17 protein-coding genes and 1 tRNA gene are annotated in these 15,110 nt (G+C 67.4%); 15 read left to right on the forward strand and 3 right to left on the reverse strand.

Going from position 1 to position 15,110, the window contains the following annotated elements; genetic code table 11:
* The 3 genes from ACP7AZ_RS15835 to ACP7AZ_RS15845 form a co-directional block, all read left to right on the forward strand.
* Positions 1-119, forward strand: a 119-nt coding sequence (locus ACP7AZ_RS15835; RefSeq protein WP_426039647.1) for a hypothetical protein, incomplete at its 5' end; no start/stop codon positions are given.
* A 299-nt stretch (positions 120-418) separates the two neighbouring features.
* Complete coding sequence (locus ACP7AZ_RS15840) at positions 419-763, forward strand: glycine zipper 2TM domain-containing protein (protein ID WP_426039592.1); 345 nt, start codon at positions 419-421, stop codon at positions 761-763.
* 14 nt (positions 764-777) lie between these two features.
* The gene (locus ACP7AZ_RS15845; protein ID WP_426039593.1) at positions 778-2,433 is read left to right on the forward strand and encodes a carboxylesterase/lipase family protein; all 1,656 of its coding nucleotides are present in this window, start codon (positions 778-780) and stop codon (positions 2,431-2,433) included.
* Here ACP7AZ_RS15845 and ACP7AZ_RS15850 read toward each other — a convergent pair.
* Positions 2,426-3,517, reverse strand: a complete 1,092-nt coding sequence (locus ACP7AZ_RS15850) for a L,D-transpeptidase family protein (RefSeq protein WP_426039594.1) — start codon at positions 3,515-3,517, stop codon at positions 2,426-2,428. The two genes, ACP7AZ_RS15845 and ACP7AZ_RS15850, sit on opposite strands and share 8 nt — an antisense overlap.
* 140 nt (positions 3,518-3,657) lie before the next feature.
* Here ACP7AZ_RS15850 and ACP7AZ_RS15855 point away from each other — a divergent pair, with 140 nt between their 5' ends.
* The 10 genes from ACP7AZ_RS15855 (at position 3,658) to ACP7AZ_RS15900 (ending at position 10,075) form a co-directional block, all read left to right on the forward strand.
* Complete coding sequence (locus tag ACP7AZ_RS15855) at positions 3,658-3,780, forward strand: hypothetical protein (protein ID WP_271083693.1); 123 nt, start codon at positions 3,658-3,660, stop codon at positions 3,778-3,780.
* Between the two features lie 99 nt (positions 3,781-3,879).
* Positions 3,880-5,214, forward strand: a complete 1,335-nt coding sequence (locus tag ACP7AZ_RS15860) for a hemolysin family protein (RefSeq protein ID WP_426039595.1) — start codon at positions 3,880-3,882, stop codon at positions 5,212-5,214.
* Positions 5,215-5,435: 221 nt separating this feature from the next.
* A tRNA-Trp gene (locus tag ACP7AZ_RS15865) sits at positions 5,436-5,511 on the forward strand.
* 79 nt (positions 5,512-5,590) lie between these two features.
* Positions 5,591-5,908, forward strand: coding sequence for a preprotein translocase subunit SecE (secE, locus tag ACP7AZ_RS15870; RefSeq protein ID WP_303697021.1), 318 nt, complete (start codon positions 5,591-5,593; stop codon positions 5,906-5,908).
* A 22-nt stretch (positions 5,909-5,930) separates the two neighbouring features.
* Positions 5,931-6,512 carry a transcription termination/antitermination protein NusG gene (gene nusG / locus ACP7AZ_RS15875; protein ID WP_425989468.1) on the forward strand — a complete coding sequence of 194 codons (582 nt, stop codon included), beginning with the start codon at positions 5,931-5,933 and terminating at the stop codon, positions 6,510-6,512.
* A 309-nt stretch (positions 6,513-6,821) separates the two neighbouring features.
* A complete protein-coding gene (rplK, locus tag ACP7AZ_RS15880; RefSeq protein ID WP_298163331.1) occupies positions 6,822-7,253 on the forward strand; it encodes a 50S ribosomal protein L11 in 432 nt (143 codons plus the stop codon).
* A gap of 2 nt (positions 7,254-7,255) precedes the next feature.
* Positions 7,256-7,945: a 50S ribosomal protein L1 gene (gene rplA, locus ACP7AZ_RS15885; RefSeq protein WP_303697020.1), complete on the forward strand. Its 690-nt coding sequence runs from the start codon at positions 7,256-7,258 to the stop codon at positions 7,943-7,945.
* Positions 7,946-8,297: 352 nt separating this feature from the next.
* Positions 8,298-8,813 carry a 50S ribosomal protein L10 gene (rplJ, locus tag ACP7AZ_RS15890; RefSeq protein ID WP_303697019.1) on the forward strand — a complete coding sequence of 172 codons (516 nt, stop codon included), beginning with the start codon at positions 8,298-8,300 and terminating at the stop codon, positions 8,811-8,813.
* Between the two features lie 62 nt (positions 8,814-8,875).
* Positions 8,876-9,259, forward strand: coding sequence for a 50S ribosomal protein L7/L12 (gene rplL / locus ACP7AZ_RS15895; protein WP_425989473.1), 384 nt, complete (start codon positions 8,876-8,878; stop codon positions 9,257-9,259).
* Positions 9,260-9,391: 132 nt separating this feature from the next.
* Positions 9,392-10,075 (forward strand): type 1 glutamine amidotransferase domain-containing protein, encoded by a 684-nt coding sequence (locus ACP7AZ_RS15900; RefSeq protein WP_426039596.1) that lies wholly within the window; start codon positions 9,392-9,394, stop codon positions 10,073-10,075.
* Between the two features lie 48 nt (positions 10,076-10,123).
* Here ACP7AZ_RS15900 and ACP7AZ_RS15905 read toward each other — a convergent pair whose 3' ends face one another.
* Both ACP7AZ_RS15905 and queA read right to left on the reverse strand, forming a co-directional pair.
* Positions 10,124-12,085 (reverse strand): M61 family metallopeptidase, encoded by a 1,962-nt coding sequence (locus ACP7AZ_RS15905; protein WP_426039597.1) that lies wholly within the window; start codon positions 12,083-12,085, stop codon positions 10,124-10,126.
* A 75-nt stretch (positions 12,086-12,160) separates the two neighbouring features.
* Positions 12,161-13,264, reverse strand: a complete 1,104-nt coding sequence (gene queA, locus ACP7AZ_RS15910; RefSeq protein ID WP_426039598.1) for a tRNA preQ1(34) S-adenosylmethionine ribosyltransferase-isomerase QueA — start codon at positions 13,262-13,264, stop codon at positions 12,161-12,163.
* Positions 13,265-13,361: 97 nt separating this feature from the next.
* On the opposite strand from queA, the gene ACP7AZ_RS15915 reads away from it, so the two are divergent.
* Entirely contained in the window at positions 13,362-13,775 is a 414-nt protein-coding gene (locus ACP7AZ_RS15915) for a hypothetical protein (protein ID WP_426039599.1), read from the forward strand.
* Between the two features lie 181 nt (positions 13,776-13,956).
* The gene (locus tag ACP7AZ_RS15920) at positions 13,957-15,093 is read left to right on the forward strand and encodes an amidoligase family protein (protein ID WP_426039600.1); all 1,137 of its coding nucleotides are present in this window, start codon (positions 13,957-13,959) and stop codon (positions 15,091-15,093) included.
* Positions 15,094-15,110 lie beyond the last annotated feature (17 nt).

Genomic DNA, 15,110 nt, shown 5'->3' on the forward strand with positions numbered 1-15,110 from the left:
ACGCCGAGCTGAACGTCGAACTGATCACCCCGATCGCCATGGACCAGGGCCTGCGCTTCGCCATCCGTGAAGGCGGCCGCACCGTCGGCGCCGGCGTCGTCGCCAAGATCCTCGAGTAGTCAACACGACGGTCCGAACGGACTAACTGAACGAGGCCCCGGAGCAATCCGGGGCCTTTTTCTTTCTTTCGTCATCCTCCGGCAAGGCGCGCAGCGCCGCAGACCGGGGGACCCAGCGGCGCGCGAGAGCGCGAACCTGTCGCGGACACCTGCGGCCGAGACCCTGCCTGAACAGATCGCCTTCGGCGCCGCTGGGTCCCACGGTCTCCGCTTCGCTTCGCCGGAGGATGACGAAGGAAGGCGGAACACCCCGTTGCCCCCCGGCGTTGGCGAACGAGTGTTTCCTCAAGGAGCCCTCGATGAAAACGATCTGGACCCTGGCCGCCGTGTCGGCCGTGACGATGTTGACCGGCGCCTGCGCCACCACAGGCAACTACGCCTCTGCCTGCGAGCGGGACTATCAAGATAACAGGCGATATGCGACCGCCAGCGGCGCGGCTCTGGGCGCTCTGGCCGGGGCGGCCATCGCGGGCGAGCAGGACCGGGAGCGGGGCGCGGCGATCGGGGCGCTGGCCGGCGGTCTGCTCGCCAACCAGCTGTCGGAGCGGGACGATCCCTGCGGCTACGGCTTCGGAGGCTATAATCGAGACGGCCGCTATGGCTATGATCGCGTGCCGAGGCGTGGGAGCTACGGCTACTACTGAGGCCGCCTGACTGAATGACGAGATTCGGGTTCTGGCAGGCGGCGATCGCCGTGATGGCGCTCGCCCTGGGCGGCTGTGTGGTCACACACCCGGGAGGGGTCGATCAGGTCCGGTTCGCGTCGGACAGATCGTTCGTCGAGGCGCGGACGGAGGCGGGGGTGGTGCGCGGCGTCGAGGGGGCGGGGGTCCGGGCCTTCCTTGGCGTGCCCTACGCAAAGGCACCGGTCGGCGATCTGCGCTGGCGAGCACCGCGACCGCCGGAGCCGTGGGACGGGGTCAGGGATGCGACGCGGCTGGGGTCCGACTGCGTTCAGGCCCTGGGGAGGAAGGCCATCCTCGGCGGCGGCGGCGGGCTGGTCGTCGGTTCCGAGGACTGTCTGTTCGTGAATGTGTACGGGCCCGTCCCGGATCAGGTCCGGGATGACAATCATTCAAGGCCGCTGCCGGTGATGGTCTGGCTGCACGGGGGGGCCTTCACGATCGGATCGGGGGCCAACTACGATCCGTCGCGGCTGGCGGCCGAACAGGAACGGGTCGTGGTCACGGTCAACTTCCGGCTGGGCGCGCTCGGCTGGCTGGCGCATCCCGGCTTCGATGCCGATGGCGAAGGCGGCGCCCGGAATCTGGGGGGCAACTGGGGCCTGATGGATCAGCAGGCGGCGCTGCGCTGGGTGCATGAGAACATCGGGGCGTTCGGCGGCGATCCGGGCGACGTGACCCTGTTCGCCGAGAGTTCGGGGGCATGGAGCGCCTGTTATCTGATGGCCTCGCCAGGGTCGGAGGGGCTGTTCCACCGGGTCATCCTGCAGAGCGGGCCGTGCCTGGAGCCACAGTCGCTGAACGCCGCCAAGGACCAGGCGCCGGGTGGGCCGCCGTTCGCGGAGGCCCTTGGCTGCACGGAGCAGGGACAGGTGGCCTGCCTGAGAGCGCTGCCCGCCTGGCGGCTCGCGCGGGCGCCCTCGTTGCGATCCGGGATCAATGGACCGGGCTCGTGGGGTCCAGTGCATACGGACGCGACCGTGCCGATCAGTCCGCCAGACGCCTTCGCCAGCGGCCGGTTCACCCGGGTCCCGGTGATCGTGGGCACGAACACCGACGAGGGCCGGCTGTTTGCCGTCGAGGTCAAGGACATGGACCGCTATCAGAAGGAGACGGTCTGGCTGTACGGCTCCGACGGGGAGAGGGCGCTGGAGCGGTACCCGGTGGGTGCGGACGGTCCGGCGGTCGCCATCGCTCAAAGCTTCACCGACAGCCGGTTCTCGTGCCCGGCCGAGGCCTTGAGGCGGCTGCTGGCGCGGCATGTCCCGGTGCATGGGTATGAGTTCGCCGATGCCGAGGCGCCGTTCCTGCTGCCCGACTGGATCAGCGGCCTGGACATGGGGGCCTATCACGCCTCGGAACTGGCCTATGTGTTCGGGACGAGCTGGCTGTTCGCCGACACGGGCCGATGGACATCGGAGCAGCGGGCGTTGTCGGACAGGATGATGCGGCTGTGGGCCGGGTTCGGGCACGATCCGGCCTTCGAGCAGGACTGGCCGCGCGTCAACGACGGCGGTGGACCGATCGTGGTCTTCCATCCCGAAGGCGATCGCGTCGACGCCAGCTTCCACGACCGGCATCACTGCGGCTTCTGGGGCGGGACGGCGCTGGGCGCGGTCGAGCCTAGCTGAAGATCACCTCGACGCCCGGCTTGACCGCGGCGGCCAGTTGTTCGGCGCTCCAGTTGGTCAGGCGGACGCAGCCGCTGGAGGCGGTCTTGGCGATCTGCGACGGCTCGGGCGTGCCGTGGATGCCATAGGTGTCGCGGGACAGTTCGATCCAGACCGAGCCCACCGGATTGTTGGGACCGGCGGGGACCACCAGCTTGCGGTCGCCCCGGTCATAGCTGACCCGCTCCGGGTCGTAGGTGTAGTCCGGCTCGTTGGCGACGCCGACGACAGTGAGCCGCCCGGACGGAGCGGGTCTGGCGCTGGAGCCGATGGTGGCGGGGTAGAAGGCCAGCAGGGTTCCGTCGGCGCCATAGGCCCGCAGAGCGCTGTCGCCCTTGTCGACCACGATACGGGTGACGGCGGGCAGGGCTTGGTCCGAGACGACGGGGACGATGAGGATCGCGCCCACCTGTTCGAAATTGGCGTCCGGGTTGAGGGCCGACAGCAGGGCCTCTGTGACGTGGAATTTCTCGGCGAGACCCTCGAAGGCGCTGGCGTAGTTCAGAGCGGGCAAGGCCGCCTGGTCCTCCAGCGACGTGGGCACGGGACGGAACGGCCCGGCGACGTCGGCGGCGGTGATGGCGTATCGCGTCATGACGGGTGCGGAAGCCTGCGTCAGTCTGGCGAAGACCTGGGCGTCCAGCTCGCCGTCGGAGGGCAGGCCGTTGGCCTGCTCGAAGGCGGCGATGGCCTGACGCGTGTTCTCGCCGCCGAGGCCGTCAATGGCGCCGGGCGAGAAGCGGGCGCGGTCGAGGAGGATCTGGGCGCGGATGACCTCAGGGCGGGGCGGGGTGGACGTAGCGGGGCCGGACGGGTCGGCGCCGGGCGCGGTGGCTTGCGGCGACGGCGTCGCGGGGGCGGCGGGAACCGAAGACGACGCCTGCCAGACGGCCGTTTCGATGCTCTGGGCGGAAAGGGGACCGGTCGCGCCGGCAGCCGTAGGCGCGGTCGGCGCTGCTGTGGCCGGGCTCTCCGGCTCGGGCGCACCGCACGCGGCCAGGGACACGGAGGCGAGGAGGGCGACGGCGAAGGAACGACGGATCATGAATCAACTCTCGGGCGGACTGGAGTTAGCCAACCCGCAGGCCTGTTTACCGTTCCGCACAACCGGCGGGGGCGGGGGCTTGCGTGCAACCTCGAACCAAGGCCTACGTTCGGTTCGGACGTTAGGATTTTGGTAACCATATGCGACGCGCACTTCGGATCGGCCTGTTCATCGGCACCCTGATCGGTGTCTCCGCGTGCGCGACTGTCGAGGGGGGCCAGTCGGGCGCCTATGGCTCGATCGAGGCCGGCCGAACCCGTTGATCTCTCCGTTCAAGGAAATCGTGGCGAAACCGGTCCAATTCCGCTAAGCTGAAACAGCGGACGCCGACTGTCGCGCCGCGCCGGTTCTTCCCCCCCTAGATGTTACTTATCGCCATTGTCGTCGTTCTGCTCCTTGTGGTGCTCAACGGCCTATTCGCCATGACTGAGCTGGCGGTCGTCTCATCCCGCCGATCCAAGCTGCAAAGCCGCGCCGAACGCGGGGACCGGGGCGCCCGGGCCGCGCTGAAGCTGTCCGAAAACCCAACCCATTTCCTGTCGGCAGTCCAGGTCGGCATCACCCTGATCGGCATCCTGGCAGGCGCCTTCGGTCAGGCGGCGATTGCGGGCGAGCTGAACCTGATCCTGGAAACGACCTTTCCGGCGCTGGCGGCTTCTACCGAGATCTTCTCCACCCTGCTGGTGGTCATCTGCATCACCTACGTCTCGCTGATCGTCGGCGAGCTGGTGCCCAAGCGGCTGGCGCTGATCTTCCCGGAGACGATCGCGGCCAAGATGGCCGCGCCGATCTCGACCGTGGCCATCGTCTTGCACCCTTTCGTGGTGCTGCTGACCGCCTCGACCTCGGGCATTCTCAAGATCATGGGGGTCAAGGACCGAGACGGCTCCGACGTCACCCAGGAAGAGGTTGAAACCATGATCGCCGAGGGCACCTCGGCCGGTCTGATCGAGCCCGAAGAACAGACGATGATCGAGGAGATCCTGACGCTGGGCGATCGCCCGATCCGCGTGGCCATGACGCCGCGTCATGACGTGTTCTGGGTCGCCCTTGACGACACCGAAAAGGAGCTGCGCGAGGAGGTTCGCAAATGCCCCTATTCCCGCATCGTCGTGGCGCGCGAGAACGACGTCGATAATCCGTTGGGCGTTGTCCACAAGAAGGACCTGCTGGACAGCCTTCTGACCAACGGCGAGTTCAACATCGAGAAGCACGTTCAGACCCCGGCCTTCATCCCGCAATCGACCTCGGTGCTGAAGGCGCTGGAGATCATGAAGTCGTCCAAGGTCCACATGGCCTTCCTCGTCGACGAGTACGGCGCCTTCGAGGGCGTGGTGACGGCGACGGACCTGCTGGAAATGATCGCAGGCGACTTCGATGAAGGTCACGATGACCAGGAGGCCTGGATTCACCAGCGCGAGGACGGCACCTGGCTGGTGGACGGCCAGACCGACCTGGAGGAGTTGGCCGACGTGCTGGGCGAGGATTTCGGCGACCAGGACGGATTCCACACCGTGGCCGGCCTTGTGCTGCATCATCTGTCGCGCGTGCCGGACGAGGGCGAGACGCTTCAACTCGGCCGGTTCGAGGTCGAGGTCATCGAGATGGACGACCGCCGCATCGACAAGCTGATGTTCAAACAGGTCGTGAAGCGGCAAGACGAGGCCGACGCGGTCGCCGCCCACCTGGATCACTAGAATCCTCCCCATTGGGGGAGGGGGACCACGAAGTGGTGGAGGAGGCTGGCTCCAGACACCGAATTTGCGGCGGGCCCCTCCGTCACGGCGCAAGCGCGCCGCCTCACCGCCCCCAATGGGGGAGGATTAGCCTTGAAATGCCCCGCCGCGTCAGGCATAGCCCCCGGTCTGGCGAGCAGACGCGCCGTTGGGTTCTCCCACGGCGCGCTTCTGTATTGTCTAGGAGCTTAGCTCAGCTGGTAGAGCACCGGTCTCCAAAACCGGGGGTCGTGGGTTCGAATCCCCCAGCTCCTGCCACTTCCCCCTGTTCCCGCAGACTGGGCATCCCCATCTGCGGGGACAGGATCAAGCGTTTACGAAGAGACCCCGAGAGCCCATGGCCAAGTCCAAGTTTCCCGGCGGACGCCGCACCGGCAACCCTGCCGCCGGCGCCAAGCCGCAGATGGCCGGCGCTTCGGCCTCCGCCTCGACGGTCACCGTCGATGCGCCCGTGGCCAAGCCGCGCACCTCGCCGGCCCAGTTCGCCAGCCAGGTCCGCGCCGAAGCCCGCAAGATCGTGTGGCCCAGCCGCAAGGAGACCTGGATCACCTCGGTGATGGTCTTCATCATGGTGCTGCTGGCGGCGGCCTTCTTCTGGATCGTGGATACGGGCCTGGGCTTCGCCTCGCGCTACATCCTCGCCCTCGGCCAATAAAGAAAAAGAAGGAGACGCGCCCATGACGGATGCAGCGCCCGAAACCAAGCCGGCCTCGAACCCGCGCCACAAGTGGTACATCGTCCACGCCTATTCGAACTTCGAGAAGAAGGTCGCCCAGCACATCCGCGACCAGGCCAAGCAGCGCGGCCTCGTGGAGTGTTTCTCCGAAATTCTGGTGCCGACCGAGGACGTCGTCGAGATCCGCCGGGGCCGCAAGGTCAACTCCGAGCGCAAATTCTTCCCCGGCTATGTGCTGGTGAAGATGGAACTGACCGACGACGCCTATCACCTGGTCAAGGACACGCCCAAGGTCACGGGCTTCCTCGGCGCGGCGGGCGGCACCAAGCCGCTGCCGGTCTCGGAACGTGAGGTCCAGGCCATCATCGGTCAGGTGGAGGAAGGCGTCGAACGACCCAAGCCCACGATCCGTTTCGACATCGGCGAGACCGTCAAGGTCATCGACGGCCCGTTCGCCAGCTTCGACGGTCAGGTGGAGAGCGTCGACGAGGACGCCGCCCGCCTGCGCGTCGCCGTGTCGATCTTCGGCCGGCCGACGCCGGTGGATCTGGAATACAGCCAGGTCGAGAAGAACGCGGCGTAAGCGCACGAATTCTCCCTCCCCTCGGGGGAGGGCAGGTCGCCTTGGCGACCGGGTGGGGGCGGTTCGGCGACGGGCCGCCTTTTCGCTGTGCGGTGTCTGGATCGCTCGGTCGCCCCCACCCGGCTTCGCTTCGCTCAGCCACCCTCCCCCGCAAGGGGAGGGAGACGGGTGCATTGCCTCCTTCACCCGCCTCTGCTACACGCGCGCTTCCTTCGCCCAAGGGCAAAGGATAAATCCGTGGGAGGCAGCCATGCCCGACCACGGCTCACCGGCCCCGATTAGCTTCGGGGTCATTCACAGGAGAGACCAATGGCCAAGAAGATTCTGGGCTATATCAAGCTGCAGGTGCCTGCCGGTTCGGCCACGCCTTCCCCCCCGATCGGGCCCGCTCTGGGTCAACGCGGCGTGAACATCATGGGCTTCGTCAAGGAGTTCAACGCGCGCACCGAGAAGGAAGTCAAAGGCACGCCCCTGCCGACCGTGATCACGGTCTATCAGGACAAGAGCTTCACCTTCGTCACCAAGACCCCGCCGGCCACCCACTACATCAAGCAGGCCGTGGGCATCACCTCGGGCTCCAAGCTGACGGGCCGCGAGACGGTCGGTTCGATCACCCGCACCCAGCTGCGCGAGATCGCCGAGAAGAAGATGAAGGACCTCAACGCCAACGATCTGGATGCCGCCGCGCGCATCATCGAAGGTTCCGCCAAGGCCATCGGCCTCAACATCGTGGAGCGCTGAACATGAGCAACCAAGCCAAGCGCATCAAGGCGTGGACCGTCGACCGTGAAGCCCTGATGCCGTTCTCGGACGCCATCAAGACCGTCAAGGAACACGCCACCGCCAAGTTCGACGAGTCGATCGAGATCGCCGTCAACCTGGGCGTTGATCCCCGTCACGCCGACCAGCAGGTCCGTGGCGTCGTGAACCTGCCGTCCGGCACGGGCCGCGACGTTCGCGTGGCCGTGTTCGCCAAGGACGCCAAGGCCGATGAGGCCCGCGCCGCTGGAGCCGAACACGTCGGCGCCGAGGATCTGTACGAGAAGATCAACGGCGGCTTCATGGACTTCGACCGCGTCATCGCGTCCCCGGACATGATGGCCCTGGTCGGTCGTCTAGGTAAGGTGCTGGGCCCGCGCGGCCTGATGCCGAACCCCAAGGTCGGCACCGTGACCCCGAACGTCGCCCAGGCCGTCAAGGACGCCAAGGGCGGCGCGGTCGAGTTCCGCGTCGAGAAGGCCGGCATCGCCCATGGCGGCATCGGCAAGGCCTCCTTCACCCAGGAAGCCCTCGAAGCCAACGTGAAGGCCTATGTGGACGCGCTGCAACGCGCCAAGCCGGCCGGCGCCAAGGGGACCTACGTCAAGCGCATCACCCTGTCCTCGACCATGGGTCCGGGCGTGAAGATCGATCCGGCCTCGCTGACCGCCTGATCAGGGACTATCGGGGCACGGGCGGCGATCTTCGGATCGTCGCCCGTTGCCTTTTCGAGCGGGGTTCGCTAAGAGCGCCGCTTCCCGGGATGGGTTCTGCCTTTCCCGGTCCTGTCCGAGAACTTCGGGGTCTGGGGGTCACCCAGGCCATAAATGTCAGAGAGCCCTCTGACGCCGTGGGGAGATAGCGACGCAGACGACGAACGGTCGGCCCGGTTTCCGGGACGGAACCCCGTCAGAGCATCCTTTCGGACATCGCTACCGGCCAGAACGCAATGCGGTGACGCATTGGGCTTTGGCCTCTCGCCGTCGGGAATAAGCCCGGCGTCGAACCTCAAGACTGGAGACCGCAATGGACCGCGCACAAAAGGCCGAGTCGATCGAAACGCTGAAGGGCGTTTTCAGCGACGCCGGCGCCGTGGTCGTGACCCACAACCTGGGTCTGACCGTTGCGGAAATGGAAGACCTGCGGGGCCGTCTGCGCACCGCGGGCGGAGCGTTCAAGGTGGTCAAGAACCGCCTGGCGCTGAAGGCTCTCGAAGCCGCTGAAGGTTCCGACCATCACGCCCTGTTCAAGGGTCCGGTGGCCATCGCCTACGCACCCGACGCCGTGACCGCCGCCAAGGTCACTGCCGAATACGCCAAGGGCAACGACAAGTTCGTCGTCCTGGGCGGCTTCATGGGTGACAAGATTCTGGACGCGAAGGGCGTGGAGATTCTCTCCAAACTGCCATCGCTGGATCAGATCCGCGCTTCGTTCCTGGGCCTGCTCAACACGCCTGCGACCCGTATCGCCGGCGTCGTTCAAGCCCCCGCCGCCCAACTGGCCCGCGTGTTCAACGCGTACGCCACCAAGGACGCCGCGTAAGCGAACCCTCTTCCATCTCTGCAAACCTCTACTGAACCCCATCCTCCGAAGGAAAACTGACCATGACCGACCTGTCCAAGATCGTCGACGACCTGTCCAAGCTGACCGTCCTCGAAGCCGCTGAACTGTCCAAGCTGCTTGAAGAAAAGTGGGGCGTCTCCGCTGCTGCTCCGGTCGCCGTCGCCGCTGCCGGCGGCGCTGCCGCTGCTCCGGCTGAAGCCGCCGAAGAGCAGACCGAGTTCACCGTCATGCTGCTGGACGGCGGCGACAAGAAGATCAACGTGATCAAGGAAGTCCGTGGCGTGCGTTCGGACCTGGGTCTGAAGGAAGCCAAGGACCTGGTCGAAGGCGCTCCGCTGCCCGTCGTCGAGAACGTCTCCAAGCAAGTCGCCGACGAAGTCGCCAAGAAGCTGACGGAAGCCGGGGCCAAGGTGCAGATCAAGTAAGAAGACTGTCGCGACCTTCGGGTCGAGAGGATCTTTGGAAGGCCCGGCGGGAAACCGCCGGGCCTTTTCTGCGTTCCGGCACTACCAGCATCAGACCTGGTCCATTCTCATTGACCGCCGGAGCCGACCGCCATGAACATCCTGATGGTGCTGACCTCGCACGACCAGCTCGGCGACACCGGCAAGAAGACCGGCTTCTGGCTCGAGGAGTTCGCGGCACCCTACTATGCGCTGAAGGACGCCGGCGCCGAGATCGTGCTGGCCTCGCCCAAGGGCGGCCAGCCGCCACTGGATCCCAAGAGCGACGAACCCGACGCCCAGAGCGAGGACACTCACCGGTTCAAGGCTGATCCGGCCGCGCAGGCGGCGCTGGCGACCACGGTTGAACTGTCGTCGGTGAAGGCCGAGGATTTCGATGCCGTCTTCTATCCGGGCGGGCACGGGCCGCTGTGGGATCTGGCGAATGACAGGGACTCCATCGCCCTGATCGAGTCCTTCGCCAAGGCTGACAAGCCGACCGGATTCGTCTGCCACGCGCCGGGCGTGCTGAAGTCCGTCAACGGGCCGGACGGCAAGCCGCTGGTCGATGGGCGCCGGGTGACCGGCTTTACCAACACCGAGGAAGAGGCTGTGGGCCTGACCGGGATTGTCCCGTTCCTCGTCGAAAATGTCCTGATCGCCAACGGCGGCGACTACTCCAAAGGGCCGGACTGGGGCTCCCATGTGGTGGTCGACGGCAAGCTGGTGACCGGACAGAATCCCGGCTCGTCGCGGGAAGCCGCCGAGGCCATGCTGGGCCTGCTGAAGGTATCGTAGACCCGATCCCTCCCCATCGGCTCCTGCGGATGGGGAGGGAAAGTCAGGTCACCGCCCCCGCGCGGTCATGATGTCGCCGATGCGGTCGCGCGTGCCTTCGATCCGCTCCAGACGCGGGTAGCGGAGGCCGCCCGTGAAGACGAGGTCGATCGTGCGGATGCGCTGGCCGTTTTTCAGGATCAGGCGAATGGGGGCCTCGCTGGTTTTGGCGGCGGTGACAGCCTCGCGCAGGACCTCGGGCGTGGCGACGCGGTCGCCGACGGCGATCAGGTCCCAGCCGGCGCCGATGCCGGCCTCGAACGCCGGCCCGCCCCACTGAATGGCGGAGAGACGCTGGGTCGGGCCCGCCAGGCTGAAGCCCAGCGAATAGCGGAAGTCCGAGCCCCAGTTGGAGGACATGGCCTTCTCGTCGGCGTTGGGCTCCTCGACATAGATCAGGCGATAGCCGCCCCGCTCCAGACCCTCCAGCGGCGCGCGGGCGTCGGGGCCGGCGGCGTCCAGACGGGTGCGCAGGAAGGTTGCCCAGTCATAAGGCTGGACCGCGTTCAGGGCGGCGACCACGTCGGCGAAGGTGTAGCCGCGCGGGGTCCACGACCCATCCGTGCCCTCCGGCGAGAAGAAGGTGCGGGCGAAGTCGTCGAGCGACTTGCGGTCGCGGCTCAGCTCGCGGATCAGGGTGTCGGCGTCCAGCCAGATCAGGGCGGCTTCGTCATAGTAGTCGCCGGTGCCGCGCATCCATGACGGCCACTGGCCGGGGATGCGATAGCCCAGAAGGTTGTGGTTGTTGGTGTCCTGCAGGTTCCGCCATTCGCGGCCGGGCTGGTTCTCGTAGAAGGCGGCGCGATCGGCCAGGCCGATCAGGGCCTGGGCCCTGGTGTGGAGACCGGCGCGGGCCGACAGGACGTCGCCCCAGTATTCGGTCTGTCCCTCATAGACCCACAGCAGGCTGTTCTCGGTCGGGACGTTGTAGTTTGCGGTCAGCTCGTCGGCCGGCCGCATGAACTTGCCGTTCCAGGAGTGGGTGTATTCGTGCGGCAGCAGGGCGCGGTTGCCCGCCGAGGCGCCCCAGCTGGTGAAGAAGTTCGGACCGGCGGTGTTCTCGGAGCTGCGATGGTGCTCCAGGCCGATACCGCCCAGCTGGTCGGTCAGGGCCAGCAGGAACTCGTATTTGTCGAAATGGCGCGCGCCGAACAGGCGGTCGGCCTGGGTCACCATGTCGGTATAGATCTGGATCTGTTCGTCGGTGGGGGCCAGGTTGGCGGCGGTGTCGGCGACGATGTTCAGGTGGACGTCCTCGCCGTCAGCGTCGATGTCGATGCGGCGATAGTGCTGACCCGCGAACATCGGGCTGTCGACCAGGGTGTAGAGATCGACGGGGGCGAAGGTGGCGACGCCGTTCTCGAACGAGGTGGTCTCCAGCGCCACGCCGTAGTTCCAGCCCTCGGGCAGCTTGATGCTTGGGGCGAAGGTGATCCCGGTCGAGCGATAGCCGGCCGGGTAGAGCAGGGCCTTTTCCCACTCCATGTTGACGATCGACGGGGTCATGACCACGCGCCAGTTGGCGTTGTCAGCCTGGGTCAGCCACTGGAACTCGGTGACGATCTCGGTCGCGCCCTCGGGCACGTCGATGTGGAAGGCGTAGGGATCGACGGCGTCGCGGCGCCATTCGACGCGCTGGCCATTGGCGGTGATGGTCAGGCCGGCGAACAGCTGGATCGGACCGGAGTCGGCATGGTTGCCCGGCAGGTATTTCGGATAGAGCAGGGTCAGGCTGCGGCTGGCGACGGGGATGGTCTGGCGCACGGAGATGACGCGGTGGTCCAGGTCGGTGGCGTCGACCTCGTAGCGGATGACGCCTGGATAGGTTTCCTGCGTCGGGGCCGGGATCAGGGGGCTGTCGGGGAAGCCGCCGATGTCGGGGGTGGTCGGTCCCGCCGTCTGGGCCGCTCCGGGCGAGGCGCTCGCGATGAGAAGGGCGGCGAGGCAGGCGGAGACGGCGAGACGCGACATGGGCTGATCCGGGACTGACGGCGGGGAAGCCGCAGATCACGCCGGGGGCGATCTCAGGTCAAGGGTTGCCCGACTTTATGCCTCTCTGTGAAGCAGGGAGCCGTCGCCGTAGGAATAGAAGCGATAGCCGTCGGCCACGGCGTGGGCGTAGGCGGCCTTCATGGTCTCGAGGCCCGCGAAGGCGCTCACCAGCATGAACAGGGTCGACTTCGGCAGGTGGAAATTGGTCATCAGGACGTCGGCGGCGCGGAAGCGGTAGCCCGGCGTGATGAAGATGGCCGTGTCGCCGTGGAAGGGCCGGATCACGCCCTCCGGCGTCGTCGCGGATTCGAGCAGACGCAGCGAGGTGGTGCCGACGCAGACGATGCGACCGCCGGCGGCATGGACGGCGTTGAGGGCGTCGGCGGTCCCGGGGGACACCTCACCCCACTCCGAGTGCATCCTGTGGTCGGCCGTGTCGTCCGCCTTGACCGGCAGGAAGGTGCCAGCCCCGACGTGCAGGGTGACGGCGTGGGTCGTGACGCCCTTCGCGCGAATGGCGTCGAGCAGGGCGGGGGTGAAATGCAGGCCCGCCGTGGGGGCGGCGACGGAGCCGTCGTGCGCGGCAAAGACCGTCTGGTAGTCCGAACGGTCGCGGTCGTCCTCGGGCCGTTTGGCGGCGATATAGGGCGGCAGCGGCATGACGCCGACATCGCGGATGGCCTCGTCCAGTGCGGGGCCGGCAAGGTCGAATTTGAGGGCGACGAGGCCGTCTTCCTGCTTGCCGGTGACAGTGGCGTCGAGACGACCGAGGGCGCAGGCGGCGTCGCCGTGAGCCCCGAACCGCACCCGGTCGCCGGGCTTGATCCGCTTGCCCGGCTTCATGAAGGCGGACCAGGCGTCGGGGGCGTCGCGGTGGTGCAGGGTGGCCTCGACCTCGACGGTCAGGGTCTCGCCTTCCGGGCCCCCGATCACAGGGTTGGGGCGCTGGCGCACGCCGGAGAGGCGGGCGGAAATGACGCGGGTGTCGTTGAAGACCAGGGCGTCGCCGGGACGCAGGAAGTCGGGCAGGTCGGAGACGAGGTGGTCGGCCAGCACGCCGCCCTTCACCACCAGCAGGCGCGCGGAATCGCGTGGCTCGGCGGGGCGCAGGGCGATGCGGTCCTCGGGCAGGTCGAAGTCGAAGTCGGCGGTTTTCATAGTCGGCGCGAATGGCCACGGAGGCGAGGCGGGGTCAAGTGCGGGGGCGACCTTGTGTCCGGGCGACCCGAGCCGTTGGCCCGGTCATACTGAGACGATGAAAATCCGGATTCTGCTCGCCGCCTCCGTCCTGGCCATGACCGTCGCCGCCTGCGACACGTCCGCCCTGCAGGACCTTCAGGACACGGCCGCCAAGGCCGAGGCGACACTCGAGACCGTCAACACCCGCACCGCCCAGGTGCAACAGGCCATCGACAATCCCGGCGGCGCCCTGCTGGCGGCCGTCGGGGCGACCTTCTCGAAGACGGCGACCGATCAGCCGGGCGTCTATGTGCTGACGGACCTGCAGACCGGGTGTCAGTTCCTGGGCACCTATGGGCCCGACGGGACCACGGTCAGCTCCATCGCGCCGCGTGTGGAAGCCGCGCCGGGCGGCGGCACGCAGCAGCGCTGCGTCGCCATTCCGGGCGTCGCACGGCCGGATGCCGCCGAGGCTGAAGCCGAGGGCTGACAGACGGGCGCTTGCTGCCAGAGCCTGATCGTTTGAGACCGACGCGCTTCGCGCTTCTGTCGAAAGCGTGAATCAGGCTCTCGCTCATATCTGGAGCAGGGTCCACGGCATCAGCGGAATCGCGAAGCGATTCCTCCTCAGCCGATCCTGCTCTAGGCTGGATCAGATTGGGGACCTCGCCTTGGCCGTCACACTGGACTGGAAGACCGGCTTCGAGATCGAGCTGATGGCCCCGCCGGGCCTGTCGCGGCGCGATCTGGCGGAGGCAACGGCGACGCGGGTCGGCGGGACGGTCGAGCGTTTCTTCCACCCCCAGTCCGAGCCCAGTGCGGTCGAGGGACGGCCGGTGTTCGAGAACCTGACGCCGGGGTTCCGGGTGCGGGACGGGCAGGGCGTCTGGGTCGCGTCCTTCGTCGACGACCTGACCCTGCAACGCGATCTGGACCGGGAACGGGCGCCGCTGGCCGGGTGGCGGCGGATCGTGGCCGACGATGGGCGGCTGTTGCGGCTGGTCGAGCGGCACTGCGATCCGGAAGAGCAAGGCGAGGGGACACTGGAACCGCTGGCCGCCCTGTTCGGCACAGCGGCCCAGCGCCATGAGGCCGGGATGGTGCGGGTGGTCGATGAGCGCGGCCGGTCGGTCGCCATCGACGCCCCCCTGCCCGGCGAGCGGGAGCGTCCCTGCGAGATCGTGACCGCGGCGATCGAGAGGGATCATGAGGCGGTGCTGGAGGGGTGTCTGGCCGATGCGCGCCGGTTGGGGTTCACCGTTCCGTCCGAGGCCGCGACCCATGTCCATTTCGACGGCGGGCCGCTGTGTTCGGCGTCGGCGATGGCCGGGCTGGTCGAGGTCTGGACCCGTCACGGCGAGGCGCTGAAGCGGCTGGTCGGAGTCAATCCACGCTGCGTGCGGCTAGGCGACTGGCCGGCGGCGCTGGCCCGGTTGACCGGGAGCGAGGCGTTCCGGGCCATGGACTGGACGCAGGCGAAGGCGGCGTTGGGCGGGGTGGGGTTGAGCAAATACTGCGACCTGAACCTGACCAACCTTCTGACCGGGCGGCCGGAGAAACACACGGTCGAGGTGCGGGTGCTGCCCGCGCAGCTCGAGACGGCATCGCTGATGGCGGCCGCGGCACTGTTCGAGGGCATGCTGGGCTGGTGTCGGGACCGCGAGCCCGGCGAGGCGACGCCGGGAACCCTGGTCGATTTGCTGATCCGGTCGCCGATCGACGAACACGCCAGAGCGCATTGGCTGGACAGGCTTCGTCAGGAAGCGACGCCTATCGGCGTGATGCGAAACCCGTATAGTCAGGGCTGATCTTTTCGGGGACCGAC

It is taken from the genome of Brevundimonas sp. DC300-4 (genome assembly GCF_049897365.1).
Classification (GTDB): Bacteria; Pseudomonadota; Alphaproteobacteria; order Caulobacterales; family Caulobacteraceae; genus Brevundimonas.

Coding starts and splice junctions, on each gene's coding strand:
- nusG (WP_425989468.1), top strand. CDS start 5,931: ATGACGGATGCAGCGCCCGAAACCAAGCCGGCCTCGAACCCGCGCCAC.
- ACP7AZ_RS15850 (WP_426039594.1), bottom strand. CDS start 3,517: ATGATCCGTCGTTCCTTCGCCGTCGCCCTCCTCGCCTCCGTGTCCCTG.
- rplJ (WP_303697019.1), top strand. CDS start 8,298: ATGGACCGCGCACAAAAGGCCGAGTCGATCGAAACGCTGAAGGGCGTT.
- ACP7AZ_RS15860 (WP_426039595.1), top strand. CDS start 3,880: ATGTTACTTATCGCCATTGTCGTCGTTCTGCTCCTTGTGGTGCTCAAC.
- ACP7AZ_RS15840 (WP_426039592.1), top strand. CDS start 419: ATGAAAACGATCTGGACCCTGGCCGCCGTGTCGGCCGTGACGATGTTG.
- secE (WP_303697021.1), top strand. CDS start 5,591: ATGGCCAAGTCCAAGTTTCCCGGCGGACGCCGCACCGGCAACCCTGCC.
- rplL (WP_425989473.1), top strand. CDS start 8,876: ATGACCGACCTGTCCAAGATCGTCGACGACCTGTCCAAGCTGACCGTC.
- ACP7AZ_RS15845 (WP_426039593.1), top strand. CDS start 778: ATGACGAGATTCGGGTTCTGGCAGGCGGCGATCGCCGTGATGGCGCTC.
- rplK (WP_298163331.1), top strand. CDS start 6,822: ATGGCCAAGAAGATTCTGGGCTATATCAAGCTGCAGGTGCCTGCCGGT.
- ACP7AZ_RS15915 (WP_426039599.1), top strand. CDS start 13,362: ATGAAAATCCGGATTCTGCTCGCCGCCTCCGTCCTGGCCATGACCGTC.
- ACP7AZ_RS15855 (WP_271083693.1), top strand. CDS start 3,658: ATGCGACGCGCACTTCGGATCGGCCTGTTCATCGGCACCCTGATCGGT.
- queA (WP_426039598.1), bottom strand. CDS start 13,264: ATGAAAACCGCCGACTTCGACTTCGACCTGCCCGAGGACCGCATCGCC.
- rplA (WP_303697020.1), top strand. CDS start 7,256: ATGAGCAACCAAGCCAAGCGCATCAAGGCGTGGACCGTCGACCGTGAA.
- ACP7AZ_RS15905 (WP_426039597.1), bottom strand. CDS start 12,085: ATGTCGCGTCTCGCCGTCTCCGCCTGCCTCGCCGCCCTTCTCATCGCG.
- ACP7AZ_RS15900 (WP_426039596.1), top strand. CDS start 9,392: ATGAACATCCTGATGGTGCTGACCTCGCACGACCAGCTCGGCGACACC.